The organism is Gammaproteobacteria bacterium (assembly GCA_013696315.1).
Classification (GTDB): domain Bacteria; phylum Pseudomonadota; class Gammaproteobacteria; order JACCYU01; family JACCYU01; genus JACCYU01.
This window is the reverse complement of record JACCYU010000037.1, coordinates 21,431-43,253: the sequence shown is the minus strand read 5'-3', so window position 1 is coordinate 43,253 and position 21,823 is coordinate 21,431. Positions and strand designations below refer to the sequence as shown.

At 61.2% G+C, this 21,823-nt stretch carries 21 protein-coding genes; 12 read left to right on the top strand and 9 right to left on the bottom strand.

The window, feature by feature from the left end; translation table 11 throughout:
* Nucleotides 1-590: SDR family oxidoreductase (locus H0V34_02395; GenBank protein MBA2490585.1), on the top strand; the 590-nt coding region annotated here is incomplete at its 5' end.
* 39 nt (nucleotides 591-629) lie between these two features.
* On the opposite strand, the gene H0V34_02390 is transcribed toward H0V34_02395, so the two are convergent.
* Nucleotides 630-1,433: a pseudouridine synthase gene (locus H0V34_02390; protein ID MBA2490584.1), complete on the bottom strand. Its 804-nt coding sequence runs from the start codon at nucleotides 1,431-1,433 to the stop codon at nucleotides 630-632.
* A gap of 198 nt (nucleotides 1,434-1,631) precedes the next feature.
* Between H0V34_02390 and H0V34_02385 the strand changes: the two genes are divergently transcribed.
* Nucleotides 1,632-2,006 carry a PGPGW domain-containing protein gene (locus H0V34_02385; protein MBA2490583.1) on the top strand — a complete coding sequence of 125 codons (375 nt, stop codon included), beginning with the start codon at nucleotides 1,632-1,634 and terminating at the stop codon, nucleotides 2,004-2,006.
* Nucleotides 2,007-2,033: 27 nt separating this feature from the next.
* On the opposite strand, the gene scpB is transcribed toward H0V34_02385, so the two are convergent.
* The 4 genes from scpB to H0V34_02365 form a co-directional block, all read right to left on the bottom strand.
* On the bottom strand, nucleotides 2,034-2,675 hold the full coding sequence (gene scpB / locus H0V34_02380; GenBank protein MBA2490582.1) for an SMC-Scp complex subunit ScpB: 642 nt from the start codon (nucleotides 2,673-2,675) through the stop codon (nucleotides 2,034-2,036).
* A complete protein-coding gene (locus H0V34_02375; protein ID MBA2490581.1) occupies nucleotides 2,675-3,505 on the bottom strand; it encodes a segregation/condensation protein A in 831 nt (276 codons plus the stop codon). The genes scpB and H0V34_02375 overlap by 1 nt, the downstream gene beginning before the upstream one ends.
* A gap of 277 nt (nucleotides 3,506-3,782) precedes the next feature.
* Nucleotides 3,783-5,000, bottom strand: coding sequence for a tryptophan--tRNA ligase (locus tag H0V34_02370; GenBank protein ID MBA2490580.1), 1,218 nt, complete (start codon nucleotides 4,998-5,000; stop codon nucleotides 3,783-3,785).
* 81 nt (nucleotides 5,001-5,081) lie between these two features.
* The gene (locus H0V34_02365) at nucleotides 5,082-5,708 is read right to left on the bottom strand and encodes a threonylcarbamoyl-AMP synthase (GenBank protein MBA2490579.1); all 627 of its coding nucleotides are present in this window, start codon (nucleotides 5,706-5,708) and stop codon (nucleotides 5,082-5,084) included.
* 154 nt (nucleotides 5,709-5,862) lie between these two features.
* Here H0V34_02365 and H0V34_02360 point away from each other — a divergent pair, with 154 nt between their 5' ends.
* From H0V34_02360 to H0V34_02340, 5 genes are all read left to right on the top strand, one after another.
* Complete coding sequence (locus tag H0V34_02360; protein MBA2490578.1) at nucleotides 5,863-6,492, top strand: septation protein A; 630 nt, start codon at nucleotides 5,863-5,865, stop codon at nucleotides 6,490-6,492.
* A 34-nt stretch (nucleotides 6,493-6,526) separates the two neighbouring features.
* Entirely contained in the window at nucleotides 6,527-6,826 is a 300-nt protein-coding gene (locus tag H0V34_02355) for a YciI family protein (GenBank protein MBA2490577.1), read from the top strand.
* A gap of 104 nt (nucleotides 6,827-6,930) precedes the next feature.
* Nucleotides 6,931-7,782: a peptidylprolyl isomerase gene (locus H0V34_02350; GenBank protein ID MBA2490576.1), complete on the top strand. Its 852-nt coding sequence runs from the start codon at nucleotides 6,931-6,933 to the stop codon at nucleotides 7,780-7,782.
* A 279-nt stretch (nucleotides 7,783-8,061) separates the two neighbouring features.
* Nucleotides 8,062-10,089: a sodium-translocating pyrophosphatase gene (locus H0V34_02345; protein MBA2490575.1), complete on the top strand. Its 2,028-nt coding sequence runs from the start codon at nucleotides 8,062-8,064 to the stop codon at nucleotides 10,087-10,089.
* A 345-nt stretch (nucleotides 10,090-10,434) separates the two neighbouring features.
* A complete protein-coding gene (locus tag H0V34_02340) occupies nucleotides 10,435-11,079 on the top strand; it encodes a LamG domain-containing protein (GenBank protein MBA2490574.1) in 645 nt (214 codons plus the stop codon).
* A 374-nt stretch (nucleotides 11,080-11,453) separates the two neighbouring features.
* Here the strand turns inward: H0V34_02340 and H0V34_02335 are convergent, their stop codons facing one another.
* From H0V34_02335 to smc, 4 genes are all read right to left on the bottom strand, one after another.
* Nucleotides 11,454-12,065, bottom strand: a complete 612-nt coding sequence (locus H0V34_02335) for an inorganic pyrophosphatase (GenBank protein MBA2490573.1) — start codon at nucleotides 12,063-12,065, stop codon at nucleotides 11,454-11,456.
* A 75-nt stretch (nucleotides 12,066-12,140) separates the two neighbouring features.
* A complete protein-coding gene (ligA, locus tag H0V34_02330; protein MBA2490572.1) occupies nucleotides 12,141-14,168 on the bottom strand; it encodes an NAD-dependent DNA ligase LigA in 2,028 nt (675 codons plus the stop codon).
* Between the two features lie 79 nt (nucleotides 14,169-14,247).
* Nucleotides 14,248-15,087, bottom strand: a complete 840-nt coding sequence (gene zipA / locus H0V34_02325; GenBank protein MBA2490571.1) for a cell division protein ZipA — start codon at nucleotides 15,085-15,087, stop codon at nucleotides 14,248-14,250.
* Between the two features lie 53 nt (nucleotides 15,088-15,140).
* Entirely contained in the window at nucleotides 15,141-18,674 is a 3,534-nt protein-coding gene (gene smc, locus H0V34_02320) for a chromosome segregation protein SMC (protein MBA2490570.1), read from the bottom strand.
* Between the two features lie 82 nt (nucleotides 18,675-18,756).
* On the opposite strand from smc, the gene queF reads away from it, so the two are divergent.
* The 5 genes from queF to H0V34_02295 all read left to right on the top strand — a co-directional run bounded on the left by queF (nucleotide 18,757) and on the right by H0V34_02295 (nucleotide 21,805).
* Nucleotides 18,757-19,146, top strand: coding sequence for an NADPH-dependent 7-cyano-7-deazaguanine reductase QueF (queF, locus tag H0V34_02315; protein ID MBA2490569.1), 390 nt, complete (start codon nucleotides 18,757-18,759; stop codon nucleotides 19,144-19,146).
* Between the two features lie 176 nt (nucleotides 19,147-19,322).
* Nucleotides 19,323-20,090 (top strand): sulfate transporter CysZ, encoded by a 768-nt coding sequence (gene cysZ, locus H0V34_02310; GenBank protein ID MBA2490568.1) that lies wholly within the window; start codon nucleotides 19,323-19,325, stop codon nucleotides 20,088-20,090.
* 79 nt (nucleotides 20,091-20,169) lie between these two features.
* Nucleotides 20,170-20,571, top strand: a complete 402-nt coding sequence (locus tag H0V34_02305; GenBank protein ID MBA2490567.1) for a hypothetical protein — start codon at nucleotides 20,170-20,172, stop codon at nucleotides 20,569-20,571.
* A gap of 15 nt (nucleotides 20,572-20,586) precedes the next feature.
* Nucleotides 20,587-20,949, top strand: coding sequence for a hypothetical protein (locus H0V34_02300; protein MBA2490566.1), 363 nt, complete (start codon nucleotides 20,587-20,589; stop codon nucleotides 20,947-20,949).
* A 154-nt stretch (nucleotides 20,950-21,103) separates the two neighbouring features.
* Nucleotides 21,104-21,805: a dienelactone hydrolase family protein gene (locus tag H0V34_02295; GenBank protein MBA2490565.1), complete on the top strand. Its 702-nt coding sequence runs from the start codon at nucleotides 21,104-21,106 to the stop codon at nucleotides 21,803-21,805.
* Nucleotides 21,806-21,823: the final 18 nt, after the last annotated feature.

Genomic DNA, 21,823 nt, shown 5'->3' with positions numbered 1-21,823 from the left:
AGCTGGAACAGGTCTATGACGAAATCGAATCCGCCGGCTACCCGCAGCCGGCGATTTTCCCGCTGAACCTGGAGACGGCGACGGCCAAGGACTACGACGATCTGGGCGACAACATCAAGAACGAATTCGGCCGGCTCGACGGCCTCCTCAACAACGCCGCGCAGGTCGGCGGCCTGACCCCCATTCAGCACTACGACATCGGACTGTGGGCCCAGATCATCAATGTCAATCTCAACGCGCCGTTTCTCATCTGCCAGGTGTGCATACCGCTTCTGGAACAGGGCGCGGATTCCGCGATCGTATTTTCGACCGATCACTGCACGCGCGCGAACTGGGGCGCTTACGCCGTCGCGAAGCACGGTCAGGAGGCGCTTTTGAATATCCTGGCGGACGAACTGGACACCGATCGCCCGGTGCGGGTCAATGGGATCGACCCGGGGCCCGTACAGACCCACCTGCGTGCGCAGAACTACCCAGGCGAAGACGCGACCAAGCTGCCCATGCCAGAGGACGTAATCGCGCCTTACCTGTATTTCATGGGCCCGGACAGCAAGGACATTACCGGACAGAACTTCAGGTGGGCGCGATAACGGTCACTGCCGCGATCGATCGGCGCGTGACTCTTCGGGTCACTGCGGCCGGCGCCTGCTGTGCGCCGGAGTCGGATCCCTCGCGGCCCGCGGGACGGGCGCGGATTCGTGCGCGTCCAGACCGGCCTGCCCGTACAACGTCCGCAGCTCGTCCGCCGCCAGTTCGCGCCAGCGTCCGGGCCGCAACCACCGGCCCAGGGTCAGCGAACCATAGCGAATGCGAATGAGCCGGCTGACCGTCACGTTCTGACTGTCCCACAGCCGCCTGACTTCGCGGTTGCGTCCTTCGCGCAGCATCACGTGGTACCAGCGGTTGGCGCCACCGCCGCCGGCCTCCAAAACGGTCTCGAAGCGCGCGGGACCATCGTCCAGTATCACCCCCTGCTGCAGTCGCCCGAGCACCTTCGTGCTGATCTCGCCGCGCACGCGCGCGGCATATTCGCGCTCGACGCCGCACGACGGGTGCATGAGCCGGTTCGCCAACGCGCCATCGGTGGTGAACAACAGCAGACCCGAGGTGCTCGCGTCCAGACGGCCCACCGCGATCCAGCGACCCGCGTGCAGGTACGGCAGCCGCGCGAATACCGTCGGGCGCCCTGCCGGATCTTTGCGCGTGGTCAACTCGCCCTGCGGCTTGTGATATGCGATCACCCGCGGGCGCACGTGCCTGGACAGGCGCACGGGTTTGCCACGCACGCGCACCCGGTCACCGTCTCCCGCCCGATCACCTAGCTGCGCGACGTGGCCGTTGACTTTGACCTGTCCTGCCGTGATCCAGCCCTCGATTTCGCGGCGTGAACCCAGGCCCTCGCGCGCCAGCAGTTTTTGTAAGCGTTCTTTCATTTGAATCTGTTAACAATACCGGTGAATTTGTTAACAATACCGGATCGGGAGCGGACAGCGGTGGCACGGATATCGATACGCGCTGTATCGCCCAGGTAGAACCTGTTTTAATAGCCGAGCATCAACCACCCGGTCTGGAACATCCAGGATCGGAAATTTCGGGACACAGTGATTACGGATTACTCAATGGGAAGCCCAATGTACAAACCACAGGATACAGACCACCCACGCGCCGCCGTAGCGCAGCCGGCGCTCAAGCCACAGGCGGCGGCGCACCAGGCACAGGCAGCACCGGGCGACGGACTGTTCGTCACCGGGCTGCGCCAGGTGAGGCGTATTGCGGTGCTGCTCGTAGGCGGTGTGGTGCTGCTGGCGGGTATCATCATGCTGGTCACGCCCGGCCCCGGGCTGCTCGGAATCGCAGTGGGCTTAGGCATTCTGTCGATCGAATTCGCCTGGGCGCGTTCGCTGCTGCACACGTTCAAACAGAAGTACATGGATGCGCGCGAATCCTTCAGCGGCAGGAAAACCAACAAACCGAAGTCGGAAAAAGAGCACCCTCCCGGGAGATAACACGCCTTCGTTCCAGCGTTGTGGCGCTTACTCCCCTTGACCGATTTGTGTGCGCTGCGCGGGCTTGCATGACTCCGCCTGCGATCCAGCCTCGGGCGGAATATCCGAGTCAACCAGATCAAGCTGCGGCTGCGCCTTGTCCAGACCCACCAGTTCAGCGAGCGCCGGCAGTGCGTCCAGCGAACCGAGATTGAAATAATCCAGAAACTGGTGGGTAGTGCCGTACATCGCCGGCCGGCCGGGCACGTCGCGATGCCCCACCACTCTTATCCACTCCCGCTCCTGCAAGGTGTTCACGATGCCGGTGCTGACGGCCACCCCGCGTATGGCCTCGATATCGCCGCGCGTGATGGGCTGGCGATACGCGATCAGCGCGAGCGTCTCCAGCAGCGCGCGCGAGTAGCGCGGCGGCTTTTCTTCCCATAATCGCGAAATCCAGGAACTCATTGCCTGACGCACCTGATAGCGGTAACCGCTGGCCACTCTTTTGAGTTCCACGCCGCGCTCGTCGCAATCCGCCTCCAGCATGCCCAGCGCCTCGCGAATCGCGTCGCGACTGTATTGACCCTGGTCGTCGGCCACCAGTTGCGCGAGCTGCTCGACGCTTAGCGGGCGATCGGCCGCCAGCAGCGCGGCCTCGATTATACTTTTGAGTTTACGCAGTTCCATTACTCGACGCCCGTTGCTGCCGATCCGGAGTCGCACGCGGCGGGTCGCAGATAAATCGGCGCGAACGGTTCGGCTTGAACGAGATCGATCAAGCGCTCGCGGATCAGCTCCAGCACCGCCAGCAAGGTCACGTTGACGCCGGCGCGGCCTTCCTGCGGCGTGAAACAGGCGGTAAAAGCCGTGAATTGCTCGTCCTTCAGCCGGCTCAGCACGCTGGACATGCGTTCGCGCACCGACAGCGATTCGCGCCGGATGTGGTGATGGGAGAACATCTCCGCACGCTGCAGGACTCCTTTGAAGGCGGCCAGCATGTCCTTGAGGCTGACTTCGGGCAGCGGCCGCGGCGCGCTGACCTCGGGCGGCAGCGCCGCGACGTTAAAGATATCGCGCTCCAGCCGGGGCAATGCGTCGATATCCTCGGCCGCCTGGCGAAAGCGCTCGTATTCCTGCAGGCGGCGCACCAGTTCGGCGCGCGGATCGGCCTCATCGTCGATCTCCACCGGCCGCGGCAGCAGCATGCGCGACTTGATTTCGGCCAGCATAGCCGCCATGAGCAAATATTCGGCCGCGAGATCCAGTTGCAAGTCCTTCATTATCTCGACGTATTCCATGTACTGGCGGGTAATGTCGAAGATGGGGATGTCGAGAATGTCGAGATTATGGCGCTTGATCAGATAGATCAGCAGATCCAGCGGCCCTTCGAAGGCTTCGAGGAAAACCCGCAGCGCATCCGGAGGAATATATAGATCGACCGGCAATTCGGTGAGCGGCTCGCCGCGCACCACCGCTAGTGGCGACGGACCCGGAGACTTCACAAGCTTGAGATGCATGCTCTCTTTTTCTCAGGAATGCGCCGGGGAAATATCAATAGGGGCATTGTTGTTGAGACAAGTCTTAAAACACTCAGCGTGACAATACCAAACCTGCCATTTTTGCTGCGACGTTTCGACAGTGAGCGAGCATGGATCAATATAAGTTTCCATAATTTCTAAACCGCAAATGCAACAAGGTCCCCATGCGACATTCAGGGCTGTCTCGCCGAGCGCCGAACCCTTTTTATGCGCCAGCGATTGAACCGACCCAGTATAGCTTTCATAGATACCGAATTTATTGATATCCCAACCCCATCACCCGCCGCACCTCCGTTAGCGTCTTAGCCGCGATGCCGCGCGCGGTCTCGCAGCCATGGGCCACGATCTCACGCACCGAATCCACATCGCGCTCGTATTCCCTTGCGCGTTCCTGGATCGGCGCGAGCTCCGCCTTGATCGCGTCGATCACCGGCTGCTTGCAATCCAGGCAGCCAATGCCGGCGGTGCGGCAGCCGTGCTGCACCCACGCCTGTATCTCGTCGCTGGAATATTGTTGATGCAGCGGCCACACCGGGCACTTCTCCGGTTCGCCGGGATCGGTACGACGCACGCGTGCCGGATCGGTAGGCATGGTGCGCAGCTTCCGTTCAACGTCTTCCGGCGGTTCGCGCAGCTCGATGGTGTTGCCGTAGGATTTGGACATCTTGCGGCCATCCAGGCCTGGCATCTTCGAGTCTTTGGTCAATAGCGGCTGCGGTTCGGGCAGTATTATCTTGCCGGTACCTTCAATGAACCCCAGCAGGCGTTCGCGATCCGCGGCCGATAGATTGACGCTCTCCTCCAGCAGCGCGCGCGCACGCTCGAGCGCCTGCGGCTCGCCCTGCTCCTGATGCGCCCGGCAAAAGGCATGAAATTGCCTGGCTGATTTCTTGCCGAGCTTGTGGGCCGCGGCTTCGGCCTTCGCGGCGAAATCGGGCTCGCGCCCGTACAAAAAATTGAAGCGCCGCGCGATCTCGCGGGTGAACTCCACGTGCGGCACCTGATCCTCGCCCACCGGCACGTGCCCGGCCCTGTAGACAAGAATATCGGCGCTTTGCAGCAGCGGGTAACCCAGAAATCCATAGGTCGCGAGGGCCCGTTCCCTGAGCTGCGCCTGCTGATCCTTGAAGCTGGGCACGCGCTCCAGCCATGAAAGCGGGGTCAGCATCGACAGCAGCACATGCAGCTCGGCATGTTCGGACACGTGCGACTGAATGAACACGGTCGCGGCCCGCGGGTCCAGCCCGGCCGCCAGCCAGTCGATGACCATCTCCCAAACGCTGCTGCCGATCACCCGCGGGTCTTCGTAGTGCGTGGTCAGCGCGTGCCAGTCGGCGACGAAGAAAAAGCAATCGTGCGTGCGCTGTAGCGCTATCCAGTTTTTAAGCACACCGTGATAATGACCCAGGTGCAGACGCCCCGTGGGTCGCATGCCGGACAGCACGCGCCGGTTTTGATTCAACAAGGAACTCAAGGAAGGCCCTGATTTGATTATTATTTAAAGCGGTTCGGGTACGCGCGCATCACGTAGCGTTGACGGGTATAGATCATCAAATCAATAGCCCGCCAGGTCATCGACCGCGCCCCGGCCCTGGCGGATGATCGTCGGCGTGCCGTCGATCAGGTCGATAACGGTGGTCGGTTCAATCCCACAGTAACCGCCGTCGATTATGAGATCCACCTGATGCTCCAGCTGCTCGCGCATCTCCTCGGGTTCAGTCATCGGCAGGTCGGAGCCCGGCATCAGCAGGGTGCTGCTCATCAGCGGCTGGTCGAGCTGCATCAGCAGCGCATGCGTCACGGTATGATCCGGCACGCGGATGCCGATGGTGTTGCGCTTGGTGGTTTGCAGCCGGCGCGGCACCTCGTGGGTGGCCTTGAGCAAGAATGTATAAGGCCCCGGCGTGCGCGCCTTGAGCAGTCGGTACGCGGTGTTGTCCACCTTGGCGTAGGTCGCGATCTCGGACAGATCGCGGCACACCAGGGTGAAATGATGCTTTTCGTCCACGTCTCTGATGCGGCGCATGCGCTCCATGGCGGACTTGTTGCCGATCAGGCAGCCAAGCGCGTAGCACGAGTCCGTGGGGTACACGATCAGTCCGCCATCATTGAGTATCTCAACGGACATTTGCACCAGCCGAGCTTGAGGATTATCAGGATGTATCGCGAAAAACTGGCTCACGGCAGCGCCTCTTTTCGGGCCATGGGAACTTGGCGTCGATTCTACCCTGCCTTGCGTGGTGAACCAATGGCGGCCGCGCATGGCCAAAGCGTGTTCAGCGCGCCATGCATGCGCTACCATAAGCCCAAGTCAGCACGGGTCAACGCCACTCTCAATGAAGTTTCTGTACGATTTTTTTCCTGTTCTGCTGTTTTTTATCGTCTACAAGTTTTATGGTGCCATACCGTCAGGCGTCGTAAACGCGTTCGACGCTCTGCCGCTGCTCGCGCTGATACCCGGCAAGGCGCAGCACGCGATCTATCTCGCCACGGCGGTCGCCATTATGGCGTCGCTGCTGCAGGTATCCTTTTATTACGCGCGTTTTCGCCGCTTCGAGAAGTCGCACCTGATCTCGCTGGCGCTAATCACCGTATTCGGCGGCGCGACCCTGGCGCTGCACGATCCGCTGTTCATAAAATGGAAGCCTACCATTCTCAACTGGCTGTTCGCCGCGGCGTTCTTGGTCAGCCAGTTCGTCGGCAACAAGACCTTGGTCGAACGTATGATGGAACACGCGGTCACGGTGCGCACGGTAATCTGGCGGCGGGTGAATCTGGGCTGGGTCACGTTCTTTCTCATCGCCGGCCTGGCCAATATTTATGTGGCCTATAATTTCAGCGAAGGGGCCTGGGTGGACTTCAAGCTGTTCGGACTGATGGGAATGACCCTGGCCTTCGTGTTCGGCCAGGCGCTTTATCTGTCCCGTTACATGGAGCCCGCCGAGAGTGAGACCCGGGAAAGTTGAGCCCCACGAAAATTAACGTCCAGGATACTTAGCGATGTTATACGCGGTCCTCAGTGAGGACGTCGAAAACAGCACGGAAAAACGCAAAGCCGCGCGCGAGGCGCATATCGGACGGCTGGTGGCGCTAAAAGCGCGCGGTCGCCTGATTCTGGCCGGTCCGCATCCGGCTATCGACAGCCCGGATCCGGGCCCGGCCGGCTTTACCGGCAGCCTGGTTGTGGCGGAGTTCGATTCGCTGGAAGCGGCGCAGGCCTGGGCCGATGAAGATCCTTACGTCGCCGCGGGGGCATATCAGCGCGTGACGGTCAAACCATTCAAAAAAGTTCTGCCCTGACGTCTATCGCCACGTTTTCATAAGCCCGGAATCTCGCGCGGGCGCGTCACACGCCTCGCGCAGTGCATTTGCCGGACCGCCTTTTAATCATCAGGAAAAAAATCATGAATCTAGCGACTGCTCGATGGACATCAACCCTGCTGCTGGGCGCTGTGCTCGTCGCGGGCTGCGATCAGAACAACAGCGAACCGGCGGCGCCCACTGAAGCGGCCGAAGTGGTCGCAACCGTGAACGGAGCCGACGTCACCCAGAGCGATCTCGATGCCTACCTGCAAGGCTTGCAGGCCGCCCAGCCCGGCGTTGTGGCCGACCCGGGAACGGCGCTCAACGACCTGGTCAGATTGAAACTGATCGCGCAAGAAGCCGAGCAGCAAGGTATAGATAAGCGACCCGAGATCCAGGCTGAACTGGGGTGGCAACGCACTAACCTGCTGGTGAACACGTTGATGCAGGAACGCATGAGCGATATGACTTTCTCGGACAAAGACTTGAAGGCCGAATACGAGAAGCAGCTCGCGCAGCTTTCGAATCGCGAATACAAGGCGAGACACATTCTCACCGCCACGCAAGAAGAAGCGCAGGCCGTCATCAAGCAGCTGGATGGCGGCGCGGACTTCGCCACTCTCTCCGAGCAGGAGTCCACAGACTCCTCCGCGCCGCAGGGCGGTGATCTGGGCTGGTTCAGTCCCGAGGCGATGGTGCCGCCGTTCGCGCAAGCGATAAAGCAGCTGGAAAAAGGCACCTATACCAAACAGCCGGTGCCGACGCAGTTTGGCTGGCACGTCATTCTGCTTGAGGACACCCGCGAGCTGGAGCCGCCGACGTACGCGGAAGTGGAGGAACGGCTGTCCGGCATATTGTCCAATCGGGCGTTGCAGGACTACATCAAGTCCTTGCGCGACGAGGCCCAAGTGAACATCAAGCTAAAAACGCAGGCGCAGGATTCCGGAAGCTAGTCCGTACGCAGACGCCGACCGTAGCGAGCGCAAAGGAAGGGGCGCGGCGTACCCGGCCCCACGATCCCCCGTGCCGGGTTACGCTCAGCGCAGCGCCGCTCAACCCGGCCTGCCGCAGCCGCATTATCTTGCGACCCGGGAACCGGGTAGTTTCGGCTGTCACCAAACTTTTTTTACCTGCTGGCGCATCCACCCCGGTGATTTCCCCAACGCCCGAGCCTTATCTGTATAATCCGCGCGAGTTTTATTCGCACAGCCAATAATAGGGGGTAAGAATTCATGTCACTGGGTCTTCTGTTCGCGCTCATCTGCGCGGTCGTCGCGATCGTCTACGGCGCCGTTTCCACCAAAGAAGTCCTGAGCCGTTCCGACGGCAACGACCGCATGCGGCAGATCGCGGCCGCGGTGCAGGAAGGCGCGATGGCGTATTTGAATCGGCAATATACGACCATCGGCATCGTTGGCGTGGTGCTCTTTTTCATCGTCGGTTTTTTTCTGTCATGGGCGACCGCATGGGGATTCGCCATCGGCGCGGTGCTGTCGGGTGCGACGGGCTACATCGGCATGAACGTGTCGGTGCGCTGCAATGTGCGCACCGCTGAAGCCGCGCGCACCGGCTTGAACGAAGCGCTGTCCGTCGCCTTTCGCGGTGGCGCGATCACCGGCATGCTTGTGGTGGGACTGGGGCTGCTCGGTGTCGCCGGCTACTTCGCCATTCTCTTAGGGCTGGCAGACGACGCGGCCAATCTCACACAGATTTTGCAGCCCCTGATTGGTCTCGCTTTCGGCGGCTCGCTGATTTCGATCTTCGCGCGACTGGGCGGCGGCATTTTCACCAAAGGTGCGGATGTCGGCGCGGACCTGGTCGGTAAAGTCGAAGCAGGCATTCCCGAAGACGATCCGCGCAATCCCGCGGTTATCGCGGACAACGTAGGCGACAACGTGGGCGATTGCGCCGGCATGGCGGCGGATCTGTTTGAAACCTACGCCGTCACCATCATCGCCACGATGCTTCTGGGCGCGCTGCTGATGCCGACCGCAGGACTCGATGCGGTCGTTTATCCACTGGTGCTGGGCGGCGTTTCGATCATCGGCTCGATCATCGGCTGCTACTTCGTCAAAACCAGCCCCGGCGCCAAGATCATGAACGCGCTGTACAAGGGCGTGATTGTCTCAGCATTGATATCGCTGGTGGCGTTTTTCCCAGTCACGGCCTGGCTCATGGGTGGCAACGAGTATCTCAGCGTGGCCGCCCTCTGGGCATCGGGGGTCGTCGGGCTGGTACTGACGGCGCTGCTCGTGGTGATCACCGAGTACTATACCGCCACCGAATATTCTCCGGTACGCCACGTAGCTGAGGCTTCCACCACCGGCCACGCGACCAATATCATCGCCGGCCTCGGCGTCTCTATGAAATCGACCGCGCTGCCGGTCATCGCGGTATGCGCCGCGATTTTCGTGTCGTACGCGTTCGCCGGCCTGTACGGCATCGCCATCGCCGCGACCGCGATGCTGTCCATGACTGGGATTATTGTAGCGCTCGACGCTTACGGCCCGATCACGGACAACGCCGGCGGCATCGCCGAGATGGCCGACATGCCTGAATCGGTGCGCGCGATTACCGATCCCTTAGACGCCGTGGGCAACACCACCAAAGCAGTCACCAAGGGCTATGCAATCGGCTCGGCGGGACTGGCCGCACTCGTACTCTTCGCAGACTACACGCATGCGCTGGACCACGCCGGCACGGCCCTGCGCTTCGATCTGTCCGATCCCATGGTAATCATTGGTCTCTTCATCGGCGGGCTCGTGCCTTATCTCTTCGCCGCCATGGCGATGGAAGCCGTAGGTCGCGCGGCGGCATCGGTGGTAATCGAAGTGCGCCGCCAGTTTCGCGAGATCAAGGGCATCATGGAAGGCACCGCGAAGCCGGACTATTCGCGCGCGGTAGACCTGCTCACCAGAGCGGCGATCAAGGAAATGATCCTGCCCTCGTTGCTGCCCGTGCTGGTGCCGGTCGTGGTCGGGCTGCTGCTAGGGCCCAAAGCGCTGGGCGGCATGTTGATGGGTTCGATCGTCACCGGCCTGTTCGTCGCGATATCAATGACCACCGGCGGCGGCGCCTGGGACAACGCCAAGAAATACATCGAAGACGGCGCCCACGGCGGCAAGGGTTCGGAAGCGCACAAAGCCGCGGTGACCGGCGATACCGTGGGCGACCCCTACAAGGACACCGCCGGCCCTGCGGTCAATCCGCTCATCAAGATCATGAACATCGTGGCGTTGCTGATCGTGCCGATGTTGTAAGCGCCACTGGAGAAACGCACGTTAGCGATACGCAGAGCACTTGCATTGAGTCCATGATCGACTGTCAATGCCTGCGCCAGGGAGTATCGCATTTCGCGGCTTGACTATCACGAAAAACCACGTATTCGCGTGGGGTTTTATGGCGCGCTTTGTTTTATTTTCCTGATGCATGTTTACATGAACAAGTGTTGGATGCGGCGGCGTGATATAAAGAATTAGATACCTCGCTAGTGCATGATTGTCTGCACCTGCCGCGCTTTCATCCGAGGCACGGGAACCGAACCGGGTACCTCGTGCGCAACAGGCGCTTTACGCACCGAGACAAGGACTTACAGGAGCAGGCACATGAACATTAAAGCAACTCTATCGATTATGATTACCACGTTGTGCATGCTCTTTCCTCAAATCTCAAATGCTGCGAAGGTGCTTGAGTATCGCTTCAACGACCCTTCCGCGACCCGGGCCGTCGACACCAGCGGCAACAACCTCCACGGTGCTTTTGTGGGCAGCAGCATTCATCTCGAGCCCGGCCGCCCCGGGCACGGATACGCGGTGACCCTTAATGGTGTGGATGATTTTATCAATGTAGGAGACCGCCCCCCGCTGGATCTCCGAAGAAATTACACGCTGATGGGGTGGATCAAGTACTTTGGAACCGGGGAGCGCGCGGCGGAGCTCATGGAGAAGGCGCGCTCGTATTGGTTGAATATCACCATGGAAACCAGGAACCCGAGGGCCGGCGGTTTTTTTGGACAGTGTAACGTTCCTAAATTGAGATGGAAGCAGGTAGACGGCCCGACGGCCATACCCGATGGCACCTGGACTCACTTGGCGAGCACTTACAACGGCAGGCAGTTCAGAATTTATGTTAATGGCAGGTTAGCCAACACGGCTGCCGTGTCAGGCGCAGTTTGCGTAAATAACGAGCCTTTGATCGTTGGCGCCTTATTCAAAAGAATAACCTCAAGAAAAACTTTGTCCTGGGAATGATGGACGACGTTCGCGTTTATAACCACACGCTTACCGGCGCGCAGATTCAGAGCGCTATGTCGCCTTGATTAACACCGGGATGCTTAAGCTTTCGTAGGGATAAGGTAGGGCGTCTATCCCAGCTCCGGATCGCATCTCGGGTATGTGATCCGGGAGCTGAGTATTTCGATTGCGCGGATTCGGGCATGACTACACTGGAGGTGATGGGAAATTCCTCCAGGTAAAGTTCGGCGCCTCGCGGAGATTCTTGAGCGCCTCCTCGACGGATTCTTCCCGTTCGTCGTTCCCGTCTCATGGTTCAGCGCCGCAAAACCGCCTTCTTCAGCCGGAATGAGTACCGCCGTGAGCAACATATCGACGAACGTCACACGCCGTTAGCGCCCGAATTCCTCCTCGTAGTCCGCCATCGCCGCTTCGACCACTTTCATGGCGTGGTCGCAGCCATACACGCCTTCGATGGATATCTTGTTGGGTTTGTTCGGCACCATCTTGTAGGTCGCGAAATAGTGACGCAGGCGATCGATGAGATTGTCGGGCAAGTCCGCGATATCCTGCGCTTCGCCCCAGAAGTTGTCGTTCTCCAGCACGGCAATGATCTTGTCGTCAGCTTCGCCGCCATCGAGCATCTGGATACCACCGAGGACCAGTGAATGCAGAATCACCTCTGAACGGGTGATCTGCCGTTCGCTGACCACGCAGACATCCAGTGGATCCTCGTCGCCGCGCTCGGCCTTGTCGCACAGAGCCGTCACGCGCCGACTGCAATAGGTGCGCGGGATGAAGCCGTACAAGGTCGGCGGGTGGGACGACGTCTGCTGCGGACGATCGACGCGCATATAACCTGTGGTCTTGTCGATTTCGTATTTCACCAAATCGAACTGCGTGATCTCGATATACGCGTTGACCAGCTTCGGAGGGTTGGAACCTGTCTCCAGGCCATGCCAGGGATGCGGGCGCCAACGGTAAAACGGGTCTGGAAACTTCATGAATACCTCCGGGTTGCATGGTGACCGGCGCGCATGATCAAGCGGCTGCCGGAAGAGTGAGGGGCGACAGGAATACTAATCGCTTACCAGGCCCGGCTCAATCAGTGCTTGCGCAAGTAACTCGTGTAATTCATCCGCGCCAAGGATCGGCACCCCTAGCTCCTTGGCCTTGCGGAACTTGGAGCCGGGATGTTCTCCGGCGATTACCGCGGTGGTTTTCTTCGACACGCTGCCGCTGACCTTCGCGCCCAGCGCCAGCAGACGCTGCTTGATGTCTTCGCGCGTAAACCCTTCGATGGTGCCGGTCACCACGTAGGTGCGGCCGGCCAGCGCATCACCGCGGCGCGCGGCGGGTTCGGCATCGGGCCAGCTGACCCCCAGTTCGCGCAGAGTGGATATGACTTTACGGTTGTGCGACTGCTGAAAAAAAGTCGCTACGTGCTGGGCGACAATGGGGCCTACGTCCGCAACCTGTTGTAAGGCTTGCGCGTCGGCCGCCATGATCGCGTCCAGATTGCCAAAATGGCTAGCCAGCGCGCGCGCCGTCGATTCGCCCACTTCACGTATGCCCAGCGAGTAAACGAAGTTCGTCAGGCTCGTGCGCTTGCTGCGTTCGATTCCGTCCAGCAGATTGCGCCCGGACTTCTCGCCCATGCGCTCCAGGCCGGTCAGTTGTTCCAGATTCAGCCGGTAGATGTCGTCAAGCGTGTGGACCATGTCGCAGTCCACGAGCTGATCGACCAGCTTCTCGCCCAGCCCCTCGATGTCCATTGCGCGCCGCGACGCGTAATGTTTGATGGACTCCTTGCGCTGCGCGGGACATATCAGCCCGCCGCTGCAGCGAGCGACCGCCTCGCCTTCGGCGCGGACTACTTCGGACTCACAAATGGGACACCGCGCGGGGAGCTCGATCACACACGCGTGCGGCGGACGGCGGTCTCTGACCACGCCGATGACCTCGGGTATCACGTCGCCGGCGCGCCGGATCATCACCACGTCACCAATGCGCACGTCCTTGCGCTCGATCTCGTCCATGTTGTGCAAGGTGGCGTTGCTGACGGTAACGCCACCCACGAACACGGGGTTGAGCTTCGCGGTAGGCGTCAGCGCGCCGGTTCGGCCTACCGAGAACAGCACGTCGAGAATCTTGGTAAGCTCTTCCTGCGCGGGAAATTTGTGCGCGAGCGCCCAGCGTGGCGCGCGTGAAGCAAAGCCCAGTTCCTGCTGGAAAGCCAGCCGGTCGACCTTGTACACCACGCCGTCGATCTCGTACGGTAACGATCCGCGGCGCGCACCGATTCGACGGTGGTAGTCAAGGCACCCCGCGGCGCCACGCACCACTTCGACGTCCGGCGACGTGCGCATGCCCCAGGCGCGCAGTTGTTGCAATATCTCGCTCTGGCGCCCCGGCAATTCATTGCCCTCGATTTTGCCGATACCGTAACAATAGATCGACAGCGGACGTTTCGCGGTCAGGCGGGGATCGAGCTGGCGCAGGCTGCCGGCGGCCGAATTACGCGGGTTGACAAAGGTTTTCTCGCCGCGCGCGGCGGCCTGCGCGTTGTAGCTTTCAAAGTCCTTTTTTGCGATATAAGCCTCTGCGCGCACCTCGACCAGCGGCGGGTAGCCGGTTCCCTTGAGCCGCAACGGCAGCGCGCGGATAGTGCGCACGTTCTGAGTGATGTCCTCACCCTTCACGCCATTACCGCGTGTCGCGCCGCGCGCAAGCCGGCCGTCACGATACAGCAGGCTGATGGCGAGCCCGTCCAGCTTCGGCTCGGCGGCATAGTCAATGTCGTCGTCCGTATCCAGCAGTTCGCGCACTCGTCGGTCGAACGCCAGCACTTCGGCTTCATCGAAAGCGTTGGCGAGCGACAGCATCGGCAGTTCGTGGACGACCTCGCCGAAAGCCTTGACCGGCTCGGCACCCACTCGCTGCGTGGGCGAATCCTGTGTTACCAGGTCCGGATGTTGCGCCTCCAGCGATTGCAGCTCGCGCAACATACGATCGTACTCGGCATCCGGAACTTCCGGATCGTCGAGCACGTAATAGCGGTGATTGTGGTAATCGAGCTGTTCACGCAAGCGCTGCGCGCGATCCATATCATCAGCTGGTACTAGCACGCCACACGCGCTAAGGTTGCGATGGATCTCTGCGCGCCTGAGCGCCACCACGCACGGGTCAGATGCGACGCTTCGTGGGTCGCACGCGCGCGTGGCGCAGGCCGTGCAACTGGATCTCCTCTCGCAGATGGTCGATGGTCTGATTGCTCAAGGCACAACGGGACTCATCAAGCAGTTCGCCCTCCAGCTCCGCGGCCAGCTGTTGCGCGCAATCGAGCATGGCGTTAAAGGCCTTGAGCCCGTCTAGCGGCCCCGGCAGCTGCATGAACAACGCGACGCCAGGCGTGGTCAGCGACATGCGCGTATCCGCATCGAACGTGCCCGGCTGCACCGCGCTGGCCAGGCTGAAAACTATTTGCCGGCGTCCGTTGCGCTCGATCATGCGATTGTAAATCTGCATGTCGCCATATCCCAGATTCAGGTTCTCCGCGGCTCGGGCGACCGTGTCGCCCCTGAATACCGACGGCCGCCGCGCCACCACGTACAGGCTGATGATCTTGTCACCAATGGCAAACGGTCGCTGCGTCGCCGGGGATCGGGACGGCTGCGGTTCCGTCGACTGCCCGGCTACGGACGACAGCGCCTGTTCCGGCGCGGATTCCACCGGCTGCTTGGATAACGGCGGAGGTTGCGCCGGAACGCCGGGCGGCGGCGCGCCCCGGGGCCACTCGTCGTCTTCCCTGAGCACGTCGCGCAGTTCGTCGAAACGCTCCGGCTCGGGCATGATCTCTTCCCATTCCGCGCGCGTATCGAACGACACGTCATCGGTGTCCGCGCGCGCCTCCGGCTCGTGTTCCCAGCGACGCCGACGCCGCAGTTGCTCCTGGCGACCGAAGAAGTAAATCGCAACCAAAGCGATAATTCCTACAACAAGCAATATCCAGCGCAATTCAGTCACGGTAATAATCCATTTTCAGATACTCGTTCCCCGCGTAAAACATGGCGCAAGGGTCAGCCGGTAGCCATGCGCATGGCTTCATCGACATCGACCGCCACCAGACGCGACACGCCCGGCTCGTGCATAGTAACGCCCACCAGTTGCCGCGCGTACTCCATGGTGGTCTTGTTGTGCGTGATCACTATGAACTGGACGCGCTGCGACATCTCGCTCACCAGCTCGCAGAAACGGCCCACGTTGGCGTCGTCCAGCGGCGCGTCAACCTCGTCCAGCAGACAGAACGGCGCCGGGTTCAATTCAAAAACCGCAAAGATCAGCGCCACCGCGGTCAAGGCCTTCTCGCCGCCCGACATGAGATGAATGGTCGACAGCCGTTTTCCCGGCGGACGGGCCATCAATGCAATGCCCGTGTTCAGCAGATCGTCGCCCGTCATCTCCAGATGCGCCTGACCGCCACCGAACAGGCGGGGGAACATCTCCTGCAGGCGCGCGTTGACCTTGTCATAAGTCTCCCTGAAGCGATGCCGGGTCTCGCGATCAATCTTGCGGATCGCGCTGTCCAGGGTCTCCAGCGCCTGTGTGAGATCCGCGTGCTGGCTGTCCAGATACGCCTTGCGTTCACTTTGTTCCCGGAATTCGTCGATGGCCGCCAAATTGATCGCGCCAAGGTGTTCGATACGTCGGATGAGATTTTCTACCTGCGCTTCCCATTCTTCAACCGTGTATTCACCCGCGGGATCGATGGCGGCAGCGCGGTCGATTTCGTCCAGCAGGGTGTCGAGTTGAAATTCACCTTCCTCGAACTGCTCCTCCAACGTCTGACAGCGCACCGCGGCGTCGCGCCAGGTCATGCGCAGCGTCTCTAGATCCTCCCGCAACCCCTCGCAGCTACGTTCAGCCTGCAGCCGTTGCCCATCCTGCTCGCGCAATTCGGCCTCGATGTCCTGCATACTCGCCCGCGCCGCACTCAGCGCGCGCTCGAGCTCAAGACGCCGCGCCAGCATGCCGGTCAGTTCCTGCTCCAGCGCTCGTTTGGGTTCACCGCCCTGCACGACGGCTTCATTGAGCTGCGTGAGGCGTCGATGGAGTTGCTCGCGCTGAGCCTGCATGCGCGCCAGCCCTTCCAGCGTCGACGCGTGAGTCGTACGCGCGGCCTCCAGGCGCAGGGCCAGGCGGTGCGATTGTTCCTGGTGCTGACGCGCGGTCTCACGCGCCTCCGCTACTGCGCGTTGCAGCGTATCGCGCTGTGCGCTCAACGCGCGGCGCTCGCCGGTCAGCACATCGATCGCGCTCAACGCTTGCGCGCGCCGGGCTTCGCAGCCGCCAAGCTCGGCGCGGACTTGTCCAAGCTGCGTGTCGATTTCGCGGTGCTCCCGCGCAAGCTGGGCGGCGCGCGCCGTAGCCTGTTCCAGCCACTGCTGCTGACGATTGCGTTCGGTCTCGACGTCAGCCTGGGCGCGATGTGCGGCGATGGCGTCGGCCTGCAGCCGTTCACGCAATTGTTCCAGCGCGTGCAGCCGGCTTTCGCTGCCAGCCCGCTCGCGCTGCTGCTGCTCGACCTGCGCGCGCAGTTCCATCAGCTTCTCGCGCAGCGACTTGATCTCGGCCGCGCGCGCAAGTACGCCGCCGTGTTCGTCGCCCTTGCGCGCAACGCGCAACCAGGTGCGACCCAGCCATACGCCGTCCGGGGTGACCACGGATTCGCCCTCGGTCAGCGCTTCGCGGCGCGCCAGCGCGCGCGGCAGATCGGCCGCGACGTACACGCTCGCCAGCAGGCCGTTGATCGCGTCAGGCCCGGCGACATGACCCAACAGCACGTCGTCAGAAACGTTGCGACGCCGCGCGGGCGCGCCGCCGTCAATGTCCAGCAGGTGCAGTGGCCCTTTTTTTAAATCCGCTAGCTTCGCCGCCGCTGTCTCCAGCGCGTTCACGCATACCGCCTCCAGGGTCGGTCCCAGCACGGTTTCCAGGGCGTGTTCCCAGCCGGGCTCGGCGCGAATCCGCTCGGCCAGCCGCGGCGCGCCCGCAAGACCCGTCCGCGCCAGCCACTGCGCGACGTCTTGCGTTTGTTTGTTCATGGCCGCTTCCTGCAAGACTTCCAGAGAAGTCAGCCGGCCGCTCGCCTGCTGCACGCGCCCGCGGGCATCGTCCAGCCGCTGGTTCATGGAGGCGTCGTACTCGCGCTGCCGCCTGATATTCGCCAGCGCCTCGTGCAGCGCCCGTTGCTGTTCATCCAGACAGGCGCCGGCCTCCTCCGCCCGTGCGCGCAGTCGTTCGATTTCGGCTTCCAGCGCGGCCGTGTCGATCTGGTCGCTCTCCTGCGAAAGCTGCTCCGCGCGTTGTTCGAGCTGCGCGCGCTGCCGCGCCAGGTGTTCGGTCCGCGCGCGCTCGACTTGCGCGGCCTGCTCCGGCGACTTCGCGCGCTGGCTCAAATCTTCCCATCGCGCCTGCCAATGCTGCAGCGCCTGCTCGGCGGCGGCTAACACCGCCGTGTGTTGCTCGAGTTCGGCTTTGCCGTTTGTGAATTCAGGCTCTGAATCGGCAATTTCGTCAGCCAGCTGCGCGCAGCGGTGGCGATCGCGATCAAGCTGGACGTCCGCGTTCTCCGCCGCCTGTCGCACCTGCGCGAGTTCCTGCTGCTGACGCTCGGCCAGCGTCCGGTGATGCGCAATGGACTGCTCCACCCGGGAGATGTCGCCGCCGAGCCGATAGTAATCGCCCTGCACATCGTTGAAGGTTTCGTTGGCTTCGACATGCCGCGCGCGCAGTCGCTCGACACCGGCCTCAATTCGGCGCAATTCCGCCACGGCCTGCTCGTATCGGGTCTGGTGCGCGTTGACTTCCCGTTCGGCCTGCTCGGCGTCCCGCGACTGCCGTCGCCAGCGCAGCGCCAGCAGGGCCGCCTTCGCGCGCCGTTCCTCGATTCTTAAAGCCTGATACTTCTCCGCCGCCTTCGCCTGACGCTGAAGATGGTTAATCTGTTTTTCAATCACTTCTCGCAGGTCATTGAGTCGGCTGACGTTTTCGCGCGCGTGACGGATGCGCAGTTCGGTTTCGCGGCGGCGTTCCTTGTACTTCGAGATGCCGGCCGCTTCTTCCAGATACACGCGCAGATCCTCAGGCCGCGCCTCGATCAGTCGCGAGATCATGCCCTGCTCGATGATCGCGTAACTGCGCGGCCCCAGCCCCGTGCCGAGAAAAATATCCGTCACGTCGCGCCGCCGGCAGGCGCCGCCATTCAGGAAATATCTGGACTGGCCGTCGCGCGCGACTGTTCGCCGCAGAGCGATCTCGCTGTATTGCGCGTATTGTCCGCCGACCTGGCCGTCGTGATTGTCGAACACGAGTTCGATGGTCGCCTGCCCCACCGGCTTGCGCGCGTTCGAGCCGTTAAATATCACGTCTTCCATGCAGTCGCCGCGCAGGTGCCGCGAGCTTTCACCCATCACCCACCGCACGGCGTCGATGATATTGGATTTGCCGCAGCCGTTCGGACCCACCACACCCACCAGATCGCTCGGGAAACTGATCGTCGTCGGATCGACAAACGATTTGAATCCCGCCAACTTGACCTTGCTGAGGCGCATGGATGCGCTCCTTCGGTAGAATAAGAAGTGATTTCGATGACTCTGTATTGCAGAGTTCTTTAATGTGACCGGAGTGTAAACGATGCCAGGCCAGCCGCAAACCACGCTGGAGACTTTCGACAATCCGCAAGCCGCGCGCGATTATACGATTCGGATCCGCGTGCCCGAGTTCACCTGCCTGTGCCCGAAGACGGGACAGCCGGATTTCGCGGAACTACGGCTCGAATACGTTCCGGACAAACGGTGCGTGGAATTGAAGGCGCTGAAACTGTACGTGTGGTCCTACCGCGACGTGGCCGCTTTTCACGAAGCCGTGACCAACCAGATTCTGGCGGATCTGGTCGCCGCAATCGCGCCGCGCTTCATGCGCGTCACCGCGGATTTCAACGTCCGCGGCGGAATCTATACTAGCGTAATCGTCGAGCATCGCAAGGCAGGCTGGGAAGCGCCGCCCCGGGTCGAGTTGCCGTAGCGGGTCGGGTTGCTGCAACGCAATGAGTGCCGTAGCATTGTTTATTCGCGTCGATCCAGGCGCGTCAGGCTGGGGACCTGCGCCATCAATGAACACGGGCAACCGCTGGCGCCGCCACTGATGTACCCGGATGCGCTCGGCGGCGTGACCAGGACGAGCCCTTTAATAACGCAAACATGATTGGCCAATTCACCAGCGGGGCGCGCTACGTGACGCGCGGCGTCAAATTGATTACAGAACCCGGCATCCGCCGCTACGTGATCATTCCGTTGCTGATCAACCTTACCCTGTTCGGCGGCGCGATCTGGTTCGGCGCCAGCCGGTTCGAAGCGTTCCTCGACTGGCTGTTGCCCGGATGGCTGGAATGGGCGCGCTGGATACTGTGGCCGCTGTTCGCGCTCACCGCGCTGCTGGTGGTGTTCTACACATTTACCTTAATCGCCAATCTCGTCGGCGCACCGTTCAACGGCCTGCTGGCGGAGAAGCTGGAGGCGCGGCTAACCGGCCAGACGTTGCCCGCGCAGAGCTGGGCACACGTGTTCCGCGCGGGTCTCACCGCCATACTCAACGAGCTGCGCAAGCTTCGCTATCTCGTCGTTTGCACCGTCCCGCTGCTGATCCTGTTCCTGATCCCCGGCTTGAATGTCTTCGCGCCGTTTGCGTGGCTGGTGTTCAGCGCGTGGATGCTGGCGCTGGAGTATGCCGACGCGCCCATGGGCAATCATGACCTGGCGTTCCGCGATGGCCGCCGACTGATGGGTCAGAACAAACCGCTGGCGCTGGGTTTCGGCAGCGCGGTGTTGGTGATGACCAGTATTCCCGTGCTGAATTTCCTCGCGATGCCGGTGGGCGTGGCGGGCGCAACCGCAATGTGGGTAGAGCGGTTGCGCGGCGGCGCGGGCGTCGGCGCCATCCGCGATACCCGGAATCGACCCATTGATTAGGGGCGCCCGTGCAGCGGGTTTTTGTCAGCGCGCATGGCACAAAAGTTGATAGGCTAACTGGCATTTTTAAGGCAGGTTTATGCTGCAAGCCGGTTCTTACTGGTTTATCGTAAGCGACGTTCAAGAGGGCGCCACCTCGCCACAGTCCGCCAGACTGGTTGCCCGAGAATGCTACCGGGGGCATCGAATCGCCAGGCTGAAAAGTGCGCAGAGCGATAATGTGCGCTACTGCCGGGAACTCCGTACCTTCCGCCATAGCATCGACAAGGACATCTACGGCACAAATGTTCGAACACTGCAGCCATTCGATCGGTATCGCTGTATTTACGTGCACATACCGAAGACAGGCGGCGTGTCGATCAGCACATCTCTATTTGGCTCAACCACGGGCAGGCATCGCACCGTCGCCGAGTACAAACAGATCTTTGGTGAGCGCGCCTTCAAAGACTATTTCAAGTTCACTTTCGTGCGTAACCCGTGAGACCGCCTGGTTTCGATGTACCATTTCTACCATAACGGCTGCACCAGAGCTGGGTTGCGGCGCTGGGGAGCCGAGCACTTAAGCCCATATCCGGATTTCGGGTCATTTGTGCGCGGCTTTATCAACCCCGAATCGATCTATGAACATCACATCCTGATTCCGCAGCATGAGTATGTATGCGATGAGGCGGGCCGGCTGGCGGTCGATTTCGTGGGCTACCATGAAAATCGGACCGCCGACTACGCGCAGGTGCGGCAAAAGCTGGGCAATCTCGGCAGGGAGATGATCCACCTGAACAAGTCCAAGCGGCTCGGCTACAGTCATTATTACAGCGATGAGACGCGGGAATCGTCGCGCAGGCGTATCGCAAAGACATAGAACTGTTTAGTTACCAGTTTGAGTCCGACGCGCGCATACCGCAGCGCTCAGCGGCCCATAATGAAGCTGATAAATTACGCTCGATACATGGAAGACGGCGTGCGTGCTGGCGACGTAAACTGACGAATCCTTCCATCGGTATCTGGAGAGCCTTATGAGCGAGATGATTACCTTCAAACGGCCCGACGGCAAAAAGACATCTGGTTATTGCGTCAAGCCGGACGCCGAACAAGCGCCCGGCGTGGTGGTGATACAGGAATGGTGGGGGCTCAACGATCAGATCAAAGGTGTCGCCGACCGCTTGGCAAGCCTGGGCTACCGCGTGCTGGTGCCGGACTTGTACAAGGGCAAAGTCACGGTCGAAGAGGCCGAGGCCGAGCATCTGATGGGCGACCTCGATTTCGCTGACGCTGCCACTCAAGACATTCGTGGCGCGGTGCAATTTCTGAAAAAATCGAGCCCGAAAGTCGCTGTGATGGGCTTCTGTATGGGCGGCGCGCTGACCATCCTCGCGGCCGTGCACGTGAGTGAAGCCGACGCCGCGGTGTGCTGGTACGGCATGCCGCCCGAAGACGCGGCCGACGTGGCGAGGATTGCGATTCCCTTACAAGGCCATTTCGCAGAGCACGATGAATTTTTTCCGGCGAACCAGGTGCGCGCGGTGGAGAAAAAACTAAAAGACGCACAGGTAAATTATGAATTTCATTGGTACGACGCCCATCACGGCTTCGGCAACGAAACCTTGAAACCCGGCAATCCACACGTGCAGAAACTCGCCGATCACTACAATCCCGAGGCCACGAAGCTCGCCTGGCAACGCACGCACGAGTTTCTCGGCAAGCATATCAAGTCGTAAGAGGGATTGGACAACGTG

Bases quoted from the DNA above. Each gene is read 5' to 3' on its own strand.
- H0V34_02390 (MBA2490584.1), bottom strand. From the start codon at position 1,433: ATGAAAGAACGCTTACAAAAACTGCTGGCGCGCGAGGGCCTGGGTTCA.
- H0V34_02385 (MBA2490583.1), top strand. From the start codon at position 1,632: ATGTACAAACCACAGGATACAGACCACCCACGCGCCGCCGTAGCGCAG.
- scpB (MBA2490582.1), bottom strand. From the start codon at position 2,675: ATGGAACTGCGTAAACTCAAAAGTATAATCGAGGCCGCGCTGCTGGCG.
- H0V34_02375 (MBA2490581.1), bottom strand. From the start codon at position 3,505: ATGCATCTCAAGCTTGTGAAGTCTCCGGGTCCGTCGCCACTAGCGGTG.
- H0V34_02360 (MBA2490578.1), top strand. From the start codon at position 5,863: ATGAAGTTTCTGTACGATTTTTTTCCTGTTCTGCTGTTTTTTATCGTC.
- H0V34_02355 (MBA2490577.1), top strand. From the start codon at position 6,527: ATGTTATACGCGGTCCTCAGTGAGGACGTCGAAAACAGCACGGAAAAA.
- H0V34_02350 (MBA2490576.1), top strand. From the start codon at position 6,931: ATGAATCTAGCGACTGCTCGATGGACATCAACCCTGCTGCTGGGCGCT.
- H0V34_02345 (MBA2490575.1), top strand. From the start codon at position 8,062: ATGTCACTGGGTCTTCTGTTCGCGCTCATCTGCGCGGTCGTCGCGATC.
- H0V34_02340 (MBA2490574.1), top strand. From the start codon at position 10,435: ATGAACATTAAAGCAACTCTATCGATTATGATTACCACGTTGTGCATG.
- H0V34_02335 (MBA2490573.1), bottom strand. From the start codon at position 12,065: ATGAAGTTTCCAGACCCGTTTTACCGTTGGCGCCCGCATCCCTGGCAT.
- ligA (MBA2490572.1), bottom strand. From the start codon at position 14,168: ATGGATCGCGCGCAGCGCTTGCGTGAACAGCTCGATTACCACAATCAC.
- smc (MBA2490570.1), bottom strand. From the start codon at position 18,674: ATGCGCCTCAGCAAGGTCAAGTTGGCGGGATTCAAATCGTTTGTCGAT.
- queF (MBA2490569.1), top strand. From the start codon at position 18,757: ATGCCAGGCCAGCCGCAAACCACGCTGGAGACTTTCGACAATCCGCAA.
- cysZ (MBA2490568.1), top strand. From the start codon at position 19,323: ATGATTGGCCAATTCACCAGCGGGGCGCGCTACGTGACGCGCGGCGTC.
- H0V34_02305 (MBA2490567.1), top strand. From the start codon at position 20,170: ATGCTGCAAGCCGGTTCTTACTGGTTTATCGTAAGCGACGTTCAAGAG.
- H0V34_02300 (MBA2490566.1), top strand. From the start codon at position 20,587: ATGTACCATTTCTACCATAACGGCTGCACCAGAGCTGGGTTGCGGCGC.
- H0V34_02295 (MBA2490565.1), top strand. From the start codon at position 21,104: ATGAGCGAGATGATTACCTTCAAACGGCCCGACGGCAAAAAGACATCT.